At 41.4% G+C, this 18,789-nt stretch carries 19 protein-coding genes and 1 other RNA gene; 8 read left to right on the forward strand and 12 right to left on the reverse strand.

Annotation, left to right across the window (positions count from 1 at the left end):
• The first annotated feature begins 219 nt into the window (after positions 1–219).
• The 4 genes from IGI49_RS10530 to pgmB all read left to right on the forward strand — a co-directional run bounded on the left by IGI49_RS10530 (position 220) and on the right by pgmB (position 5,094).
• Positions 220–1,080, forward strand: coding sequence for a helix-turn-helix domain-containing protein (locus IGI49_RS10530; protein WP_429964451.1), 861 nt, complete (start codon positions 220–222; stop codon positions 1,078–1,080).
• Between the two features lie 129 nt (positions 1,081–1,209).
• Positions 1,210–2,667, forward strand: a complete 1,458-nt coding sequence (locus IGI49_RS10535; protein WP_429964452.1) for a PTS transporter subunit EIIC — start codon at positions 1,210–1,212, stop codon at positions 2,665–2,667.
• Positions 2,668–2,686: 19 nt separating this feature from the next.
• Positions 2,687–4,378, forward strand: coding sequence for a glycoside hydrolase family 3 protein (locus IGI49_RS10540; RefSeq protein WP_429964453.1), 1,692 nt, complete (start codon positions 2,687–2,689; stop codon positions 4,376–4,378).
• Positions 4,379–4,434: 56 nt separating this feature from the next.
• Positions 4,435–5,094 (forward strand): beta-phosphoglucomutase, encoded by a 660-nt coding sequence (pgmB, locus tag IGI49_RS10545; RefSeq protein WP_429964454.1) that lies wholly within the window; start codon positions 4,435–4,437, stop codon positions 5,092–5,094.
• Between the two features lie 29 nt (positions 5,095–5,123).
• Here pgmB and dtd read toward each other — a convergent pair whose 3' ends face one another.
• The 6 genes from dtd to IGI49_RS10575 form a co-directional block, all read right to left on the reverse strand.
• A complete protein-coding gene (gene dtd / locus IGI49_RS10550; protein ID WP_010756710.1) occupies positions 5,124–5,570 on the reverse strand; it encodes a D-aminoacyl-tRNA deacylase in 447 nt (148 codons plus the stop codon).
• Positions 5,571–5,581: 11 nt separating this feature from the next.
• On the reverse strand, positions 5,582–7,795 hold the full coding sequence (locus IGI49_RS10555; protein WP_429964455.1) for a RelA/SpoT family protein: 2,214 nt from the start codon (positions 7,793–7,795) through the stop codon (positions 5,582–5,584).
• 188 nt (positions 7,796–7,983) lie between these two features.
• Positions 7,984–8,733: a 16S rRNA (uracil(1498)-N(3))-methyltransferase gene (locus tag IGI49_RS10560; protein WP_429964456.1), complete on the reverse strand. Its 750-nt coding sequence runs from the start codon at positions 8,731–8,733 to the stop codon at positions 7,984–7,986.
• Position 8,734: 1 nt separating this feature from the next.
• Complete coding sequence (gene prmA, locus IGI49_RS10565; protein ID WP_429964457.1) at positions 8,735–9,682, reverse strand: 50S ribosomal protein L11 methyltransferase; 948 nt, start codon at positions 9,680–9,682, stop codon at positions 8,735–8,737.
• A 17-nt stretch (positions 9,683–9,699) separates the two neighbouring features.
• Positions 9,700–10,173 carry a DUF3013 family protein gene (locus tag IGI49_RS10570; protein ID WP_429964458.1) on the reverse strand — a complete coding sequence of 158 codons (474 nt, stop codon included), beginning with the start codon at positions 10,171–10,173 and terminating at the stop codon, positions 9,700–9,702.
• A gap of 38 nt (positions 10,174–10,211) precedes the next feature.
• Complete coding sequence (locus IGI49_RS10575) at positions 10,212–10,835, reverse strand: DNA-3-methyladenine glycosylase (RefSeq protein ID WP_429964459.1); 624 nt, start codon at positions 10,833–10,835, stop codon at positions 10,212–10,214.
• A 155-nt stretch (positions 10,836–10,990) separates the two neighbouring features.
• On the opposite strand from IGI49_RS10575, the gene IGI49_RS10580 reads away from it, so the two are divergent.
• The 4 genes from IGI49_RS10580 to IGI49_RS10595 all read left to right on the forward strand — a co-directional run bounded on the left by IGI49_RS10580 (position 10,991) and on the right by IGI49_RS10595 (position 13,476).
• Positions 10,991–12,268, forward strand: coding sequence for a replication-associated recombination protein A (locus IGI49_RS10580; protein ID WP_207702829.1), 1,278 nt, complete (start codon positions 10,991–10,993; stop codon positions 12,266–12,268).
• 137 nt (positions 12,269–12,405) lie between these two features.
• A non-coding RNA gene (ssrS, locus tag IGI49_RS10585) (6S RNA) lies at positions 12,406–12,599 on the forward strand.
• Between the two features lie 64 nt (positions 12,600–12,663).
• The gene (locus IGI49_RS10590; protein ID WP_429964460.1) at positions 12,664–12,945 is read left to right on the forward strand and encodes a hypothetical protein; all 282 of its coding nucleotides are present in this window, start codon (positions 12,664–12,666) and stop codon (positions 12,943–12,945) included.
• 57 nt (positions 12,946–13,002) lie between these two features.
• Entirely contained in the window at positions 13,003–13,476 is a 474-nt protein-coding gene (locus tag IGI49_RS10595) for a universal stress protein (RefSeq protein WP_207702827.1), read from the forward strand.
• A 183-nt stretch (positions 13,477–13,659) separates the two neighbouring features.
• Here IGI49_RS10595 and IGI49_RS10600 read toward each other — a convergent pair whose 3' ends face one another.
• From IGI49_RS10600 to IGI49_RS10625, 6 genes are all read right to left on the reverse strand, one after another.
• Positions 13,660–15,063 carry a PTS galactitol transporter subunit IIC gene (locus IGI49_RS10600; protein ID WP_429964991.1) on the reverse strand — a complete coding sequence of 468 codons (1,404 nt, stop codon included), beginning with the start codon at positions 15,061–15,063 and terminating at the stop codon, positions 13,660–13,662.
• Positions 15,064–15,087: 24 nt separating this feature from the next.
• Complete coding sequence (locus IGI49_RS10605; protein ID WP_429964461.1) at positions 15,088–15,384, reverse strand: PTS sugar transporter subunit IIB; 297 nt, start codon at positions 15,382–15,384, stop codon at positions 15,088–15,090.
• A gap of 14 nt (positions 15,385–15,398) precedes the next feature.
• Positions 15,399–15,866 (reverse strand): PTS sugar transporter subunit IIA, encoded by a 468-nt coding sequence (locus tag IGI49_RS10610; RefSeq protein WP_429964462.1) that lies wholly within the window; start codon positions 15,864–15,866, stop codon positions 15,399–15,401.
• A 55-nt stretch (positions 15,867–15,921) separates the two neighbouring features.
• Positions 15,922–16,860 (reverse strand): sugar-binding transcriptional regulator, encoded by a 939-nt coding sequence (locus IGI49_RS10615; protein WP_429964463.1) that lies wholly within the window; start codon positions 16,858–16,860, stop codon positions 15,922–15,924.
• A 70-nt stretch (positions 16,861–16,930) separates the two neighbouring features.
• The gene (locus IGI49_RS10620) at positions 16,931–17,587 is read right to left on the reverse strand and encodes an L-fuculose-phosphate aldolase (RefSeq protein ID WP_429964464.1); all 657 of its coding nucleotides are present in this window, start codon (positions 17,585–17,587) and stop codon (positions 16,931–16,933) included.
• 19 nt (positions 17,588–17,606) lie between these two features.
• A complete protein-coding gene (locus tag IGI49_RS10625) occupies positions 17,607–18,782 on the reverse strand; it encodes an iron-containing alcohol dehydrogenase (RefSeq protein WP_429964465.1) in 1,176 nt (391 codons plus the stop codon).
• Between the last annotated feature and the right edge of the window lie 7 nt (positions 18,783–18,789).

Genomic DNA, 18,789 nt, shown 5'->3' on the forward strand with positions numbered 1-18,789 from the left:
TCTTAGCAAAAACTCATTTTTTCTTTCTTGTTTCGTTCTTTTTTACAACATTTTTACATTAATGATATTTCTTACTAAGAAAACAAGTTTCCAAAAACTGATAATCAAGCATCCGGCCTGAAAGAAGTCTTCTTCTGATTGTAAACTTAACAAAAAGACAAAGCACTCAAATTTGGTATATGATTAGATGAACTTTACTTGAAAAGGAGCGCTGATTCGATGAAGGGCAAATATCAAATCCATCACATGAAAAAAAATTATCCCGTTAAAGTTATTCCACATAACATCTTTTTGGAAAAAGGACGAACCCATGATTCGCTTTCGCTGCACTGGCACCGGAGCTTGGAGTTTGTTTTAATCTTGGGTGATCCTATGATCATATGGAAGGAAGGAACAAAACATCAATTAAAGCATGGGGATTTGTTGATGATTAACAGTGAAGAAAGCCATGAATTTTTGCTGGAAAACAATGGCAACTACCAAGGAGTCACCTTGATTGTTTCCTACGAATTCTTGAAAAAGCAGATTCCCCAGCTGGATCACTATATGTTTTCTTTGGAAAAGGCTGATGAACAGACGAATCAATTTACAGAATTATTGGTTTCACTGCGCGACATTTATCTGTCAGAGGACCCTTGGGCTACCTTTTTGCTGCAAAGCAAAGCCAGTGAAATTATGTATCTACTCTTTTCTCACTGCCTGCAGGAGCATCAGATTTCCACTCAACAATCTAAATACGCTCAACGGTACAAGACTGTTATCGGATACATCAATGCTCATTTTACTGAACCAATTACCTTAGCTGAAGCGGCTGCTACGGTTCATTTGAATCCAGAATTCTTTTCCCGCAACTTTAAATCCTATATCGGTATTTCCTTTAAGGATTATTTGAAAAAGGTTCGTTTGAATAAAGCGATACGAGAATTGCTGACCACTGAAAAAAATTTAACTGAGATCGCTTATACTAGCGGATTTGCTGACCACAAGGCCTTTATCAATGCTTTTAAAACAGCCTATGCTGCAACTCCCAGCCAATATCGAAGACAATTCAAATTAACAAAATCAAAAAAAGAAGATTAGTATTGTGTTTATCGAACAAAATACCTTAAAAAAGTCAATAATTGCCAAAAATCTACTCAATAATCGGAAAGCATCTTCCGCTAATTCTCCTTATAATGAGAACGTATTCATACAAAGGAGGAACAAACCATGGCAGATAATAAAAATCTTGCAAAAATGATTATTCAGCATGTTGGTGGTAAAGATAACGTTCGTTCGCTGACGCATTGCTTCACACGGTTGCGATTTGTGTTAAAGGATGAGGAAAAAGCCAATACTGACTTGTTAAAGCAATCGGAAGATGTGGTCGATGTAATTCAACAGGGTGGTCAATATCAGGTCGTTATTGGCATGAAGGTAGAAGCCGTGTATTTGGAAGTCATGAAACGATTGGATTTAGCAGCTGAGCAGGAAGAAGAGCCTGAGGAATCTGCGGAGGACAAGTCTTTATTTAATCGTTTCGTGGATACGATTTCTGGAATTTTTATGCCGCTTTTAGGCTTGTTGACAGCCTGTGGGATTATTAAAGGAATTTTGGCAATCTTGTCTGTTTCGGGATTGTTAGCGGTAACTGACGGTACCTATGTCATTTTGAATGCGGTCGGCGATTCTCTATTTTACTTTTTACCGATCTTCTTAGCGTATACTGCTGCTAAGAAATTCAAGGTGAATGAGTTCACCGGAATGGCCATCGGAGCCACAATGATTTATCCAGCTATCATTAATTCAATTACTGAAACACCACTTGAAACCTTATTTTCGGGAACCATTGTTGAATCCAATGTATTTTTAACCTTTCTCAAAATACCTGTTTTATTAACCAACTATTCTTCAACGGTTATTCCCGCCATTTTAGCTGTTTGGTTTGCTTCCATCATTGAAAAGCAGATAAAAAGAATTGCTCCAGCACCCGTTAAAAATTTCTTTGTGCCACTGGTTACCTTGTTGATTGCCGTACCGATTATCTTTATTGTCATTGGACCTTTGGCAACCTGGGCTTCTACTATTATCGGCGCTTTTGTACAGGTACTTTATAATTTCAGTCCTGTACTATTTGGTGCTTTTGTTGGCGGCTTCTGGCAAATTTTCGTTATGTTCGGAATCCATCAAGGTATGATCCCGATTGTCATCAACAACTTGGCAACGCTTGGTTACGATACGATTTTTGCGGCTACCTGTACGGCGTCATTTACTCAATTAGCGATTTTGATCGCAATTGTTATTCGTACCAAAAATAAACGAATCAAAAATACTGCTACTGCTGCCATTTTCCCAGCTATTTTTGGAATCACTGAGCCGGCAATTTATGGTGTAACCCTGCCATTGAAAAAACCATTTATTATCAGCTGTGTCTCTTCTGGGATTGGCGGAGCCTTAGCAATGGTACTGGGAGTAAAATTCTACCAAATGGGCGGTCAGGGAATTTTTGCCTTTCCCTGCTACTTGAATCCAGCTTCTGGTGACTTTACTGGTATTTGGATGAGTGTGATCGCAATAGGTATAGCGATGATTATTTCTTTTGCAGCAACCCTGTTCTTGTACCGCGATGTTACTGAGGAAAAACAAGAGGAGAAAGTGGCCTTAGAAGAAGCTTTAACTGAAAAATAAATAGATAAAGAGGAATAGTATGATTGATTTGACAACAAAGCCATTTAACCTGACAGATAAACAAATTGCTACAGTAAAACAAATTGCTGCTCAGCTTTCTTTAACAGAAAAAATTGGCCAGCTGTTCTGTCTTCATGGCGATTACCGCAACACTGATGAAATTAAGCAAGTGATTGCTGATTATTCGCCAGGAGCCATGATGTATCGACCAGGCGAAAGCCAGCAAATTCAAGGAATCCATCGCCTCATTCAGCAAACCAGCTCCGTTCCCCTGCTGTTGGCTGCTAATTTAGAAGCTGGCGGTGACGGCATCGGCAACGATGGTACTTTTTTTGGCCGAGCCATTCAAGTAGCTGCTGCTAAGGATGAAAAGCATGCCTACCGGCTGGGTAAAGTTGCCGGTTCAGAAGGAGCAGCAGTTGGCTGTAATTGGGCCTTTGCTCCAGTAGTGGATATTAATTACAACTTTGCGAATCCGATAACCAACGTTCGTACCTTTGGCTCTAATGCTGCCCGAGTGAAAGATTTAGCGCTGCAATACATCAAAGGTTGTCAGGAAGAAGGCGTTGCGGTATCGATCAAGCACTTCCCTGGTGATGGTGTGGATGATCGTGACCAGCATTTGCTTACTTCAGTAAACAGTCTTTCTGTTGAAGAATGGGACCAAACCTATGGTGTCATTTATCGGGAATTAATCGCGGCTGGAGCAAAAACTGTAATGGCGGGGCATATTATGCAGCCAGCTTATAGTCGAAAAATAAATCCTGAGATCACCGATCAAGATATTTTACCGGCCTCTCTCTCGCCGGAGTTATTGCAGGGATTGCTCCGAGAAAAAATGAATTTTAACGGATTAATTGTTACAGACGCTACCAACATGGCTGGCTTTTCAAGCTGTGGTAAACGCAGAGAACTGTTGCCTCAAGCGATTGCTGCAGGCTGTGACATGCTTTTATTCACACGGAATCTCGCTGAAGATTACACATCAGTGATGGCTGGCTATCAAACGGGAATCATCTCTGAGGAACGTTTAGAGGAAGCAGTGCTGCGGATTTTAGCTACTAAAGCAGCCTTAGGTCTATTCGATAAAGAAGAAGTCGTTCCTGATACTCAGGCTTTACAGGTTTTACGCAGTGCTGAGCACCAAAAGTGGGCTTATGAATTAGCGGATGAATCGATTACTTTAGTCAAGGATACACAACAGCTCCTGCCAATTTCCGCAGCAGACACGCCCAAGGTACTAGTCATTGTCTTAGGGGATGTTGTCAGTGCCAGCGGCAAGCCGCCAGTCAGTCAAGACTTCCTTCAACACTTAGCCCAAGAAGGCTTTGAAACGACTCTTTTCCAAAAAGAGCTCCATGGTGACTTGTTATCCCGAGGAACTGTTGAGGATCTAACTGGTGCCTTTGATTTGGTGATCTACTTTGCCAATATTAAGACAGCTAGCAATCAGACAACCGTTCGTATCAATTGGCTGCCACCAATGGGCTTGGATGTGCCTTGGTTCGTTGAGGAATTACCCACATTATTTGCTTCGATAGCTAATCCCTATCATTTGCAAGATGTGCCCATGATAAAAACCTACATCAATGCCTATACAGCCAATGAATTTAACCCTAAAGTATTAGTGGAAAAACTGGTAGGCAAGTCAGCATTCAAGGGCATTAACCCGATTGATCCATTTTGCGGCTATTGGGATGCAAAACGATAATGAAAAATGATGGTCAGGGAGCTTTTTGTTTCCTGACTTTTTAAAGGAGCAGACAAATGATTAAGGGATTTATTTTTGATTTGGATGGTGTATTGACGGATACTGCCCCGTTGCATTTTACGGCTTGGCAGAAGCTGGCAGCTGAGTTGAACATCTCAATTGATTTAGCCTTCAATGAACGCTTAAAGGGCATTAGCAGAAGAGATTCATTAGAATTGATTTTGGACCATGGAGGGCAAGCAGCTCACTTTACTGAAGAGGAGAAACAGCAGCTGGCGGACAGAAAGAATCGCCACTACTGCCAGTTATTGGAGCAGTTGACTGCTGAAGATTTATTACCTGGCGTACACCCCTTTTTGCAAGCGGCTAAAGAAAAAGAAATACTTTGTGCTGTGGCTTCAGCCTCTCATAATGCCACACACATTTTAAAACAACTGATGGTTACGGACTTTTTTGCAGCCGTAGTCGATCCAGCAAGCTTAAGTAAAGGAAAGCCAGACCCAGAAATTTTCTTGAAGGCTGCAGCAGCTCTCAATTTAGGGGTTCAAGAAGTCGTGGGCTTTGAGGATGCACAAGCTGGAATTGAAGGGTTACGGACAGCAGGCATATTTGCAGTCGGTATAGATCCAAAGGGGCAGCTGAAAAAAACTGATTTATTGGTACCTTCCTTTAATGAATTATCGCCCGACTTATTCAATAAATACAAAAAGACTTGAGAAACCCATTTCTGAGTTTCTCAAGTCTTTTATTTATCTCTCGTATCAAAAATGATAGTTACAGGTCCATCATTAACCAGTGCCACATCCATGTCGCCGCCAAATTCGCCAGTTTCTACAATCAACCCCTGCTGACGCAATCCCTCATTGAAATATTCATAAAGAGGAATCGCCGTTTCTGGTCGAGCCGCCTTAATAAAGCTGGGGCGGTTGCCTTTTTTCGTATCAGCATACAGGGTGAATTGAGAAACACTCAAAATACTGCCTGCTACGTCTTGAATATTCTGATTCATTTTTCCTTCTGCATCTTCAAAAACCCGCAGCAAAGGAATCTTTCGAATTAAATAATCTGCATCTTCTTGGGTATCCTCTTCATGAATGCCTAATAGAATCATAAAACCTTTATCGATCTTACCGATTATCTGTTCGTCAATGGCAACTGACGCCTGACTTACTCGTTGAATGACTGCTCGCATCAGGGGCCTCCTTATCCTTTTGTACGTTTCACACTATATACATCGGGAACTGTTTTAATTTTATCTACTATAGAATAGAGATGATTCAGGTTTTGAATCTTGATGGTTAAGCGGATCATTGCCATCTTGTCTTTTGAAGGCTTGGCTTCTACGCTAACCAGCTGCTTAGTCATTCCACTAACAATATTCAATATATCGTTTAGTAAACCATCCCGATTAAAGCCGTAAATTTCCAGGTCAGCATTGTAGTCCTGCTTAATATTAGACGTATCTTCCCATTCTACTTCGATCAATCGTTCTTGAATGTCCTTTTGCTTAGTGATGTTTGGACAATCGGCACGGTGAATCGATATTCCCCGACCTTTCGTAATATAGCCGACAATATCATCACCTGGTACTGGGTTACAGCAGTGACTAATACGAATCAGCAGATTATCAATTCCTTGAATGACAATTCCGCCTTCATGGCGAACCTTGATTTTTTCTGGTTCTTTTTTGGCTGGCTGATTAACCAGCTCGTCCACCGCTTCTTGCTTCTTCTGTTTCATTTGTTCCCGGCGTTCTTTTTCCGTCAAGCGATTAGAAAAAGTTAACGCACTCAATTCTCCAAAACCAATCGAGGCATATAGATCATCTTCGCTATGGAAATTGAATTTATCCAGCGCCTTTTGCAGCTTGTCTTTTGTTAAGACTTCTTTTGGAACAAAGCCCATATCGTTTAGACATTTAATTACGGCTTCATGACCTTTCGTAATATTTTCTTCGCGGTCCTGAGTTTTGAAGAATCGTTTGATTTTATTTCGAGCCTTGCTGGTTTTCACCATACTTAGCCAATCACGACTTGGTCCAAAGGAATTTGGCGAGGTCATAATTTCAATGATATCCCCGTTTTTCAGCTTGTAATCCAGCTGAACCATCTTGCCATTTACCTTGGCACCAGTCGTCTTGTTTCCAACGTCGGTATGAATGCTAAAAGCAAAGTCCAATGGTCCTGAACCTTTTGGCAGCTCAGTCACATCACCTTTAGGGGTAAACACGTACACTTTATCGCTGAAGATATCGCCCTTAACACTTTCCATAAACTCAGAAGCATCGTAGCTTTCATCCTGCAGCTCCAAAATCTCCCGGAACCAATCCAGCTGCTTGTTATCATTGCCTTCTTCTAATTTCTCTGTCTTGCCTTCTTTATAGGCCCAGTGAGCCGCAACCCCGAACTCGGCAATTTGATGCATATCATGGGTTCGAATCTGCACCTCTACCGGATTCCCGCTTGGGCCAATAATCGTGGTATGCAGCGACTGATACATGTTGGCCTTTGGCATAGCAATATAATCCTTGAAACGGCCAGGCATTGGCTTCCATTTTGTATGGATGGCCCCTAATACAGCGTAACAATCCTTGATGGAATCAACTATTACTCGAATAGCCAGCAGGTCATAAATTTCATCGAACTGTTTCTTTTGATCCCGCATTTTCCGGTAAATGGAATAGATATGCTTCGGTCGACCATAAATATCGCCTTCAATTTCCAGTTCATGGGTAGCTTTCTTAATTTCTTCCACCGTTTCCTTAACGTAGCTTTCCCGTTCCTCACGTTTGCTTTGCATCAGGTGAACGATTCGGTAATACTGCTTTGGATTCAAATAGCGCAGTGCCGTATCTTCCAGCTCCCACTTGATCCGGCTCATCCCTAAGCGATCAGCCAACGGTGCGTAGATTTCCAAGGTTTCACGGGCAATTCGCCGCTGTTTGTCATCCCGCAGGTAACGCAAAGTGCGCATATTATGCAGTCTATCCGCCAGCTTAACCATGATTACTCGTAAATCTTGCGCCATAGCCAGCAGCATTTTTCGGTGATTTTCTGCTAATTGTTCTTCATGGGATTTATATTTAATCTTCCCTAATTTAGTTACCCCATCAACCAATGAAGCAACATCAGAACCAAATTCTTTCTGCAGATCCTCCAAGGTAACCTCGGTATCTTCCACTACATCATGTAAAAAACCTGTTGCAACGGTATGAGGGTCCATATGTAAGTCTGCTAGAATCCCAGCCACCTGAATCGGATGAATAATGTAAGGTTCTCCAGATTTTCTGATTTGTTCTTTATGTGCTTCAAGAGCATATTCATAGGCCTTCTTTACAAACGCCACATGCTCTTTACTCATATAGCCTGCGACCAGCTCAATCACGTCTGGTCCAGTTAGTTCTACATCTTTTGCCATCAGACATCCTCCTCGGGACGTATTTTTTCTTCGTGTCTGGCATTATATGAATCCCATTAAAGAACCTGATTTCCTTTGTTGATGGTCCTGGTAAAGGCCACTTTTCGTGCAGGGAATCTTTAATGTGATTCATATAGTTATTTTGAAATAATTGTTTTTATTATACAGACATGTCTTAGTCATTTCAATCAATCATTAAGTAAATCGTAATAAAAGCCCACCGCACTCATCACGTACAACGGAGCGGTTTCCGTGCGTAAAATTCTAGGGCCTAACCCGCAAAGTTTTGCGCCTGCTTGTTGGAAGCTTTCTATTTCTTTGGGTGAAAAACCGCCCTCTGGACCAAAGATCACTAGAAGCCTGCTGCCATGGGCTGCACTTTGCAAAGTTTGCACCAGCTGCGCCTGTTCTCCCTGCTTAGCCGATTCTTCATAAGCAATCAACACTTCATCATACTTTGCAAAAGTTGAAATCAGCTCTTTTTCACTGGCTAAAAATGCTAGATGAGGTAAAAACTGACGATGCGATTGTTCAGCAGCTTCTTGAATAATCTTGTTTAAGCGCTGCTGTTTCTTTTGCTGCTTTTTGTTGTCCCATTTGACTACTGAAGTGTCAGCCGGAAAAGCTAAAAATTCATGGGCACCCAACTCCGTTGCTTTTTGGACAATCAGTTCTAATTTCTCTCCCTTGGGCAGACCACTAGCAAGAGTAACTTTAACTGGCAGCTCACGGATGAAGCTCTCCTTTTCGATTTCTTTCAATTGGACACTTTCAGAATCAATGGCAGTAATTTCAGCCTTGATAGCGGTCTGATCGTTAAACACTAAGAAAACGGCAGCTCCAGCAGTCATTCGCATCACTCGCAGCATGTGATGGTGAGGTTCACCAGTCAGCTGAACGCTGGGTTGATACGCTTCATCAATAAAATAGCGCTGCATGTTAATCTTCCTCTGGTTTCTTCAAAATCATTGCGTACCAATCCTTTTGTTGGAAAATCCGATCCACTTCAAAGCCTTGGCTGTAAATTTCTTCTAGAATCATGTCTTTTTTGTCCTCAATGATCCCGGAAATAATAAAGGTTCCATCGGCTTTCAGCAAACGCCACGCATCAGGAACCATTAACGTGATGATATCCGCTAAAATATTGGCTACAATAATATCGGCTGATTTTTCGACACCCGTTAATAGATCGTTAGCTGCTACTTTGATATTTTCTGTTCCCTTATTCATATCTACATTTTCTTGCGCAGAGCGTACAGCAACTTCATCTAAATCGTAAGCATGAATTTCTTTAGCCCCCATCAATGAGCAAGCAATACTTAACACTCCTGAGCCAGTCCCTACATCTAAGACAGTTTCGCCACCGCGAATCACTGTTTCCAAGGCCTGAAGTGTTAGATTAGTGGTTGGATGAGTTCCTGTTCCAAAGGCCATTCCCGGATCAAGGGTGATAATCTTTTCCTCAGCAGACTGTGCTTCATAAGTTTCCCAGCTCGGTACAATCGTTAAGTAGCGGGTCACTCGCACGGGATGATAATATTTTTTCCAAGCAGTCGCCCAATCGCTTTCTTCCACTTCGCTGACCGTAATTTCATTTTTACCAATCGCTAAGCCAAATTCCGGCAGCAAATTAATCCGGTCCTTAATAAATGGCATGATTTCTGGTAAAAAGATCGTTTCTGGAAAATAGGCACTAACTGCCGCACCTTCTTCTAAATTCGTGAAGGTATCACGATCCAGTAATTCCCCGTACTGATCCTCTTTGTAATTAGCAATATCTAAAGCATCTTCAATGGCCACTCCACTAGCGCCAGCTTCCATTAAAATATTCGCTACTGCTTCAACCGCCTCACTAGCCGTTGTCACTTTTACTTCATTCCACTTCATGTTCAGTCTCCTTGTTTTTAATATTTAGGATAAGGCAGATACACATCATCGCCTTTTACATGCTTACGAAATTCTTCGTCAGACCAAGTTAATTCAAAGACTGCTTCTTCACTGTCATCAGCTAAAAAGTCCAGCAAATCACTTTGTCCGTCTTCCATCACTTCTCGCAGATAATCAACTATTGCCTTTAGTTCGGCTTTTTTCATGCCTTTTTTTCCTTCATATGGAATTACTGCCAAATAGTCCTCTGGGTCAACTTTGGATTTTTCAGGATCGACCAGAATTACGGCATCCTCAAACTCGATCACTTCTTCTTCAGAAGCAACCCCATCCACATCGTCTAATTCCAGCTGCTGCTTGTTTTCAGCATACAAACGAAAAGCTATCTCAAAGGTACGATTACGGGTATCCCAATCTAAATTTAATTCATAATCGGGAATTTTTTTGCCTAAGTAGGCATCTAAATAGGTGATGATTGTTTCTTTTGCCATGTATAAGTCTCCATTCGTTCTTCCATTTTATTCGTTTTTTATTGCCAGCCATGATCCGCCATGACTTGACTTTTTCTTTGTTTGGATAGGTAAGGGTTGCCCTTCACCGTAAAGCGCAACGGTAAATCGGTCCAAATTCCTTTATTCGGAATGCCAATCCGCGGCACACGTTCTACTTCTCGCGGGTAGCGACGTTTTTCTGGAACTAAATGCAAAGCACTGGTAAAAATTGATTCACCATACAGCTCGCGATTAATTCCCATCGCCTGCACCAGCTTACCTGGTCCATCACTAATGGCGGCGCCCGTTTGACCTCCACGATTGCGGCTCATTATTTCCAGTCCCTCGGCCGGTTCGATTCCCCGAATCATTACTCCCTGCGGGGTGCCCTTTGGTTGGGTAATCATATTTAAAATTAAATGTGTGTGCATCGTGTAAAGATAAATAGTTCCTGGTTCTTGGTACATGGCATGAACTCTTGGTGTATCCCGCATGCCATAGCTGTGGGCCGCCTCGTCATCCGGTCCTAAGTAAGCCTCGCAATCGACAATGTAGCCACCTAAATTTCCTTGCGGCGTCTCATGCTCCACGTACATTCCCAACAAAAATTCGGCCACTTCTTCCGTCGTATGTGTGTTAAAAAATTCGATTGTTTTTTTCATCTAATTCACCTCTTCCATCATACACAATAATAAGGCTAGATACCACGTTCACCCTTTCAGATTCCTATAATTTATCAGAAAAAAATGGTATAATAGAACATACATTCCCAATCCATGAGCAATCGTGGATTGATTCTTAAAAAAGGAGGGACACCATGCAGCAACCATTAGCTTATCGCATGCGCCCCCGCAACCTAGATGAAGTCGTCGGCCAGCAGCAGCTGGTTGGTCCGGGAAAAATTATTCGCCGGATGGTAGAAGCTCGAATGCTTTCCTCAATGATCTTGTATGGACCACCGGGTACTGGAAAAACCAGTATTGCCAGCGCGATTGCCGGTTCCACCAACTATGCCTTTCGCATGCTGAATGCCGCTACAGACACGAAAAAGGATTTGCAGATTGTCGCAGAAGAAGCCAAAATGAGCGGCACTGTCATTTTACTATTAGATGAAGTCCATCGTTTAGATAAAACGAAGCAGGATTTTTTGCTGCCTCATTTGGAAAGCGGCCGAATTATCATGATCGGTGCTACCACCGAGAATCCTTATATTACAATTAACCCGGCGATCCGCAGCCGGACACAAATTTTTGAAGTAAAACCTCTATCCGAAGAAGACATCCAGCTGGCTGTCAAAGCGGCCTTAACGGATGAAGAACGTGGTTTAGGTTCTTATCCAGTCGAATTAGATGAAGAAGCTTTACGCTTTTTGTCGCAAGCTACCAATGGCGATTTGCGAAGTGCCTTGAATGGACTGGAACTAGCTACCAAATCAACACCAGAAAACGCTGAAGGTCAGATTCATTTAACCTTGCCCATCATCGAAGAATGTGTGCAACGCAAAGCACTGACTCACGACAAGGATGGCGATGCTCATTATGATGTAATCTCCGCCTTTCAAAAATCGGTTCGCGGCAGTGATGTAGATGCCGCCCTGCACTATTTGGGTCGACTTGTCGAAGCTGGTGATTTGCCAATTATTTGCCGGCGTTTGATGGTGATGGGGTATGAAGACATTGGATTAGCCAATCCACCTGCAGCCGCACGAACGGTTCAAGCAGTTCAAGCCGCTGAAAAACTGGGCTTTCCGGAAGCCCGAATTCCTTTAGCCAATGCAGTTGTTGATCTATGTTTGTCGCCTAAGTCCAATTCCGCCTACGTAGCGCTGGATGCCGCGATTTCTGATATTCAAACTGGTAAGGCCGGCGACGTGCCCGATCATTTACGGGACAGTCATTACAAGGGTGCTAAAGACTTGGGTCGAGGAATTGATTACCAATACCCTCACAGCTTTGAAAATGCTTGGGTAGATCAGCAGTACTTGCCAGATAAGTTGAAAAACGCTCATTATTATGAGCCCAAAACCACGGGCAAATACGAACAAGCCTTGGGGCAGCAATACCATCGAATTCAGGAATGGAAAAAGAAAAAATAGGAACAATTATTTTGACAATTCTATTACTTATCGACTACAATAAGAACATAAAGAAAGACGCATTGAAAAACATGAAGATTTCAAATTCCAGATTTGTTTGATTGCGTCTTACGAATGACTATGCTATGATTGAGTTGAAAATTCTGTGATGTGCGCGTTGCCCATTTCAGTGTTGACCGAACATTTTTATTGATATATTGGGATCTGTCTTGTGTCAAAGCTGGTAACAAGCCTTATCATTTGGTAGTTCGAGGCTTAGACCATGGAACCCACCTGCTTGAATTTGCGGGATCAATACTATCGGGTAAATAACGGCATCGACGGAGTTTTCCATTCTTTTGGATGAAAGCAATTTGCATATGCAAATTGCTTTTTATTGTATTTAGGAGGAAAAAATGATGATTCGTTTACTGATGATAGCAATGTCGATTTTATTACTGATTTGCAGCTATTATTTAATTCAAAAATCTGACGGCTTGCTGATGCTATTGTCAAAAAAAGAAGCCAGCAAACGTTTTTTGCGCCACTATGGACTTCTATATGCCGCATTAGGGATTATTGGTTTTTTTATTGCTATTATTAATCACTCCACCCCTTCAATGATTTACCTGATTGCAGTCATTTTATTTGCTGCATTATTCAGTATTCAGTTGGCTCAAAAAACGAAATCCTCTTAAAGATATGATTTTACGCCAAAATGTTTTAAAATATAGGTAGAAAAGGAGCTGAGGAAAATGGAACAACAATATACAAAAATTATGACCGCTGTCGATGGCTCATCTGAAGCAGAGCTTGCCTTCAAAAAAGCTGTCAATGTTGCCAAAAGAAACGATGCGGAGCTTTTGCTGGCTCATGTAATTGACACCCGCGCTTTCCAAACGGTTTCTTCCTTTGACAATGTCTTGGCCGAACAAGCAACTGAAATGGCCAAACAAACCTTAAACGATTACGAGAAGTATGCCAAAAATGCTGGCTGTGAAAATATTTCTAAGGTAATCGAATACGGAGCACCAAAATTGATGATTGCTACTCAAATCCCTGAAGAAAATGATATTGATTTGATCATGCTGGGTGCAACTGGACTAAATGCCGTAGAACGGTTGTTTATCGGTTCAGTTTCTGAATACGTCATCCGCAACGCCAGCTGCGATGTCTTAATTGTACGTACGGACCTAAACAATCAGCTGCCTGATGACGACAAAAAGTAAAAGGCTGTGACGTCAGTAATCTAAAAAAATGACTAAAGATTCTTTTCAAGGATTAGAAATAGAGTAAAAACTGCTACCTTTACTCTATTATTTCACCTAAAAAGCCATTGGAATGAACAGGGGATTCCCGTCATTCCAATGGCTTTTTCTAGAGAGTTATGTCACGGCCTCCTAGCATCACAGTTAAATCGCTGTATCAGCTTTAACTTCAACATTGCTTTGCTCTAAGTAATCCTCAAGTTGATTTTTTCTAGTTTTAGTAACGAACAACAGTCCCAGATATACGGCAACAGAAAGGCCAATCAATAGCGGACTTTGCGAATTAAAGGCAAAAAACAAGAGAGCAAAGATCGGATTGCTCATATTTGCAAAGGAACAGATCAGCATTGCACCTGCCGGAATTGAAACACCCGTTTGGATAGCGACTTGGGTAAATGTTGGAGCTACCGCAGTGATTGTCAAAAGGCCGATTGAGAAATAGATCGCTCCTGAAATCAGTCCTTTGGCAATATTGCCTTTGGAAACGGACATGATCATTTGAATCACGTAAGGAATCGCAATTAAATCTACCATTGGTAAAACCTGATTTCCCGGTAAAAAGATCGCAATTACCAGCATGATTGGGATCAATAGCATCCCAGTTAGCAGTGTAGAAGGCTCACCGTATCCGACAGCATCATTGACTCCCAAATACCAGATACGACCTTTATTACCAGATTTCGTTGCTTTTCGTGACGCATCGGTGATTGCTGAGAAGGCTCCTGCGAAAATTCCTGCGATTTTTGGAAAAATTGACATCACAGCTGCCATGGATATCCCTAAGATTAACATTTCACCCCAAGCATTTAACTCCCCTAATCGGGTAAGATTTCCAAAAAAGCCTAAAATTGTGCCTAAAATAAAACCTAATGAAGCCGGTTCTCCCAAGAAACCTAACTTACTCTCAAGATATTCTGGATTCAATTTTACTTTATCCAGCTTAAGCAAGTTCAATAACTTATCCATGACGATTGCATAGGGAACAGTACACGCCATCAAGGGTGCAACGATCACTGTCCGAGGATAACCGTAGAATTTCGACCATCGTTTGGCAATCGTTTCACAAAAGACTAAAACATATAAATTCTGTAAAATCATTAAGCCCATCGCTAGCCAAAGATTTCTTGTTGTCAAATAGACCATCGAACCCCACAACATAAATTGCCAATTATTCCATAAATCTGATGGCATAAAAATATTGGTAAACTTCGTCAAAAATAGGATTGTTTGAAGTGCTAATCCAATAATTAAAAAGAGCATCCCAACTTCTGTTGAGTAGGCAACTACGCTGGCCGCTTGCCAACCTACGTCTAAAATTCGTAAATTGATCCCCGTGTCTTCTACCATTCGTGTTACCACTGGAGTCACAATCGGCGTGAACGCCGTAATAATCATATTAAACCCGGTCAATCCGATTCCAGCACTTAACGCGGAATTGAATGCTTTCTTCACAGGAACCTTCAGAGCCAATGCAATAAAGAACAGGACAAAAGGAACAACCACTGATGGGCCGAACGCTTCCATAATTTTTGTTAATACCCCTAACACATTATCCAAAGTGGACTCCTCCTTTTAAAGATTTGCTACAAATGCATCCAACTCTTCTTCAAACTCTTCTTCACCCATACCAGTAATCAAAGCAATCGCATTAATAACAGGTATCCCATAGTCCTTTTTCTTCAGTGGGCTAGTAAAAACGATTAAGTCAAATCCACCTGTATCTAAGTTAGTCTCTACACTACCAGGATTTGATTCCACGGTTGTCGAAGAATAGCCACGTTCTTTTAGCATGTCCTTCACTTTATTAGCTACCATTGAGCTTGTTACTGTTCCCGAACCACATACTGATAAAACTTTTACAGCTTTCATTTTTTTATACCTCCCTATAGTTGTTGTTTCAACACTTCTTTGAATATTTTTGGGGAATCCACTTGTTTGAATTGATTAGAGATAGTTTCATTATTCAATGTCTGCATCATTTTTGTCAATAACACCAATTGATCCTCACTTTTCGTAAAACCAAGGACAAATAGTAATTTTACTGGAATTGCTATCTCTGGCTGATCCATCCGATACGTCTCTACATCTTCTATTAAGCGGATTGCATAAATGAAAGGCTTTTTTACATATTTTGCATCTGTATGAGGAATTGCTACATTCCCGAATTTTGTAACTAAACCCGTGGGGAAATCTTTTTCTCGCATGCATAGTTGTTTGCCATAGTCTGCTGTCACGAATCCTCTTTCAAATAACTCCTGTCCAACATCTTGATAGAGTTCGATCAAATTCTTTTTAGTGACATCCAAGGAAATAAAAATTTCCGAAACAAATTTTTTTGAATCCACATCCATCTCTTTCCTCCTTAATCTATCCCCTTCAACAAATTTATCGGAAGAAATACCTTTATCACATCAATATCTCCTTCGCCGTTACGGTATCTGTAAACAAATAATCAATATAGCCACCCCTTAAAGCAGCTCTCAGGATGTCTTTCTTCTCCGCACCGATCGCTACACAAACTTTGCTCTTAATTTCGCGTAATTGCTGTGCGCTGATTCCGATATGTCGTTTCGACAGGCCAAGCTCAAGGACATTCCCGTTACTATCTAGGAAGGTTCCAACGATATCACCGACTACCCCTTTTTCTAATAAATCGAGGTAATCCGCTTCTCCAAAATAGCCAGCTTCTACAGCAATCGCATTCTTGTGGATTTCACCGACACTGAACAAAGCGACATCAATTTCTTTAAACGTATCCAACACATTCTTGATTTGACTATCTTTCTTTAATGCTAACGCGATTTCTTCCGAATCAACAAATGCAGGAACCGGCAGCTGGAACCACTCCGAGCCATAACACTTTGAAAAATTGATGACGATCGCCTCACTATTCGTCACCAAACTATTCCTTGCGGCAGCCCCTGTAATTTGAATGACCTTCGTTTGCTGCTTCTCGCTTCCTTTGATGTTTTCCGAGAGCTCGTGCAGTGTACGCCCCCAAGCCAACCCAATTGTTTGCCCAGCCTGGATTAATCCATCAAGAAACAAAGAAACTTGATCAGACATCTCTTCGATAATCAAATTCTTATTCGTCAATTGCGTATCATAAACATAGGCTTTTCGAAGATTAAAGGTATCGGCTAATTGATCTCCAAGGCTTTGCTGGTACGTCGTAGGAAAATTCAATTCTACTTTGATGTACCCATCTTTTTTTGCCTTTTTCAACAATCGAGAAACGGTCGGCTTAGATAAATTCAATTCTGTCGCGATTTGTGCCTGATTAATGTTTTGATAATAGTATTTTTCTGTTACGACCTTCATTAGTTCCAACTGATCTTGTTCCATTTTTTATTTCCTCCCATGAAATTAATTTCAATTCATTTTACCCTGTGCATGGAAGTTTTACAAATGTCTTTTAACTTACAGGTTGTACCTGTCCATAGGTTTTGAATTTTTCGATCATTAATTCCATCTCTTGATCATCTAATACCATCGGTTTCCCTAGTGTACACGCCATGTAATGTAAGCCCGCCAAGCGCTCAACTTCTTCAGCAACGGCAAATGTTTGTTCAATGGAAGGACCACAAGCTAATAATCCATGGTTGGCTAAGAAACAGGCATAACGGTCTTTCATTGCTTCAAAAGATACTTCAGCTAATTCTGGTGTACCAAAAGTCGCATAGTTTGCACAACGAACATTGTTGCCACCAGCAATTGCTACCTGATAATCTGTTGCTGGCAAGTCCATTCCACAAATGGCTAGTACAGTACTGTAGGTCGAGTGAGAATGTACCACAGCTCGAATTTCTTCTCCTCGCTTTTGATAATAAATCATATGCATGGACCATTCGCTGGAAGGTTTACACGTACCTTCTACTATATTTCCATCCAGATCCATGATTACGACATTTTCAACTTTCGTTTCAAAATAGTCGATTCCGCTTGGACTGATCGCCATCAAGTTTTCTTCAGGATTGTAGATACTGATATTCCCTCCAGTTCCTGCCGTCAAACCACTTGTAATCAGTTTTTTTCCATACTCAACAATTTGCTCTTTTTCTTTTTCCATCATTTTTTTTCAGCTCTCCTTTTTAATAGCAACTTTCTAAAGTTATTTGGATATCTTTTGGATCAAATTCATAGGCTTCATTGTTGTTCATGATCTCTTCGATAATTTTAGGGATCATTGCTTTCGTTACACCTAGCTCTCTTAAAGTGGAAGGCAAACCCCAATCATCATAGATTTTTCTCAAATAATTAATGCCGGCTTCCGCATATTCTTCATCACTCATCGCGTCTCGGCGTTCTAGATGCAGGACGTTTTGATTGAAACGAAGAAATTTTTTCGGATCTTTCCTAAGCTCATTTTTCAACCAGGCTGGTTCAATTACGGCAAGACCTTCACCATGAGAGGAGTTGGTCATTGCTCCTACCGCATGCTGAATCCAATGGCAAGGAAATCCTTTCATATCTCGTCCGCAATCAACGATCCCATTCATCGCCAAGGTTGCTGCCCAGCTGATATTCTCGCGGGCATCGATATCATCTAATTTTTCTAAAACGCTATCATTTTCTAAAATCGTACATACCACACTCTCAGCTAAATAATCGCCCAAGTCATTATTCGTCACTTGATCGTCGAAATAGCCTTCTAGAACGTGAGAATTAATATCTGCCATTCCCGCTGCCGTTAGACGTTTAGGAACGGTCTTCACCAGTTCAGCGTCTACGATCGCAATTTCTGGAAATAATAGTTCATCATGCAGCGCCCACTTTTTCCAATCCGCTTTGTTCGCGCTGCGATCATTCGTCAAAATACAATGGCAGCTCATTTCAGATCCCGAAGCAGCAATTGTCGAAACTGCTATGACCGGCTTTTTTTCTCTCGCTTGCTTGCTCGCTGTGAAATAGTCCCAAATATCTGTCTTACTTGCTGCACCAAGACTAATCGCCTTTGCCGTATCAATTGAACTTCCTCCGCCAACCGCTACAATCACATCCACCTTTTTTTCTTTGGCTAACTTGATTCCTTCATCAACCACAGTCAAATGAGGGTTCGCTGTTACACCGCCTAGCTCAAAAACTGTCATGCCTTTTGCTTTCATCGAATCAATTGCTTGTTGGAAAACACCTAGCTCCTTTAGTGGCCCTTCGATCTCGACTAATAACGCTCGTTGGCCGAACTGACGAGCATTTTCCCCTAAGCAAGAATACTGTCCTCTGCCAAAAATTACTTTCGTTGGACTGTAATACTGGAAATTTCTCATGTTCTCC

The organism is Enterococcus sp. AZ071 (genome assembly GCF_050499065.1).
GTDB lineage: Bacteria > Bacillota > Bacilli > Lactobacillales > Enterococcaceae > Enterococcus_A > Enterococcus_A ferrettii.

Bases quoted from the DNA above. Each gene is read 5' to 3' on its own strand.
- IGI49_RS10615 (WP_429964463.1), bottom strand. From the start codon at position 16,860: ATGGAACAAGATCAGTTGGAACTAATGAAGGTCGTAACAGAAAAATAC.
- IGI49_RS10575 (WP_429964459.1), bottom strand. From the start codon at position 10,835: ATGAAAAAAACAATCGAATTTTTTAACACACATACGACGGAAGAAGTG.
- IGI49_RS10620 (WP_429964464.1), bottom strand. From the start codon at position 17,587: ATGATGGAAAAAGAAAAAGAGCAAATTGTTGAGTATGGAAAAAAACTG.
- IGI49_RS10610 (WP_429964462.1), bottom strand. From the start codon at position 15,866: ATGGATGTGGATTCAAAAAAATTTGTTTCGGAAATTTTTATTTCCTTG.
- IGI49_RS10540 (WP_429964453.1), top strand. From the start codon at position 2,687: ATGATTGATTTGACAACAAAGCCATTTAACCTGACAGATAAACAAATT.
- IGI49_RS10605 (WP_429964461.1), bottom strand. From the start codon at position 15,384: ATGAAAGCTGTAAAAGTTTTATCAGTATGTGGTTCGGGAACAGTAACA.
- IGI49_RS10580 (WP_207702829.1), top strand. From the start codon at position 10,991: ATGCAGCAACCATTAGCTTATCGCATGCGCCCCCGCAACCTAGATGAA.
- dtd (WP_010756710.1), bottom strand. From the start codon at position 5,570: ATGCGAGCAGTCATTCAACGAGTAAGTCAGGCGTCAGTTGCCATTGAC.
- IGI49_RS10555 (WP_429964455.1), bottom strand. From the start codon at position 7,795: ATGGCAAAAGATGTAGAACTAACTGGACCAGACGTGATTGAGCTGGTC.
- pgmB (WP_429964454.1), top strand. From the start codon at position 4,435: ATGATTAAGGGATTTATTTTTGATTTGGATGGTGTATTGACGGATACT.
- IGI49_RS10535 (WP_429964452.1), top strand. From the start codon at position 1,210: ATGGCAGATAATAAAAATCTTGCAAAAATGATTATTCAGCATGTTGGT.
- IGI49_RS10625 (WP_429964465.1), bottom strand. From the start codon at position 18,782: ATGAGAAATTTCCAGTATTACAGTCCAACGAAAGTAATTTTTGGCAGA.
- IGI49_RS10570 (WP_429964458.1), bottom strand. From the start codon at position 10,173: ATGGCAAAAGAAACAATCATCACCTATTTAGATGCCTACTTAGGCAAA.
- IGI49_RS10530 (WP_429964451.1), top strand. From the start codon at position 220: ATGAAGGGCAAATATCAAATCCATCACATGAAAAAAAATTATCCCGTT.
- IGI49_RS10590 (WP_429964460.1), top strand. From the start codon at position 12,664: ATGATGATTCGTTTACTGATGATAGCAATGTCGATTTTATTACTGATT.
- IGI49_RS10595 (WP_207702827.1), top strand. From the start codon at position 13,003: ATGGAACAACAATATACAAAAATTATGACCGCTGTCGATGGCTCATCT.
- prmA (WP_429964457.1), bottom strand. From the start codon at position 9,682: ATGAAGTGGAATGAAGTAAAAGTGACAACGGCTAGTGAGGCGGTTGAA.
- IGI49_RS10560 (WP_429964456.1), bottom strand. From the start codon at position 8,733: ATGCAGCGCTATTTTATTGATGAAGCGTATCAACCCAGCGTTCAGCTG.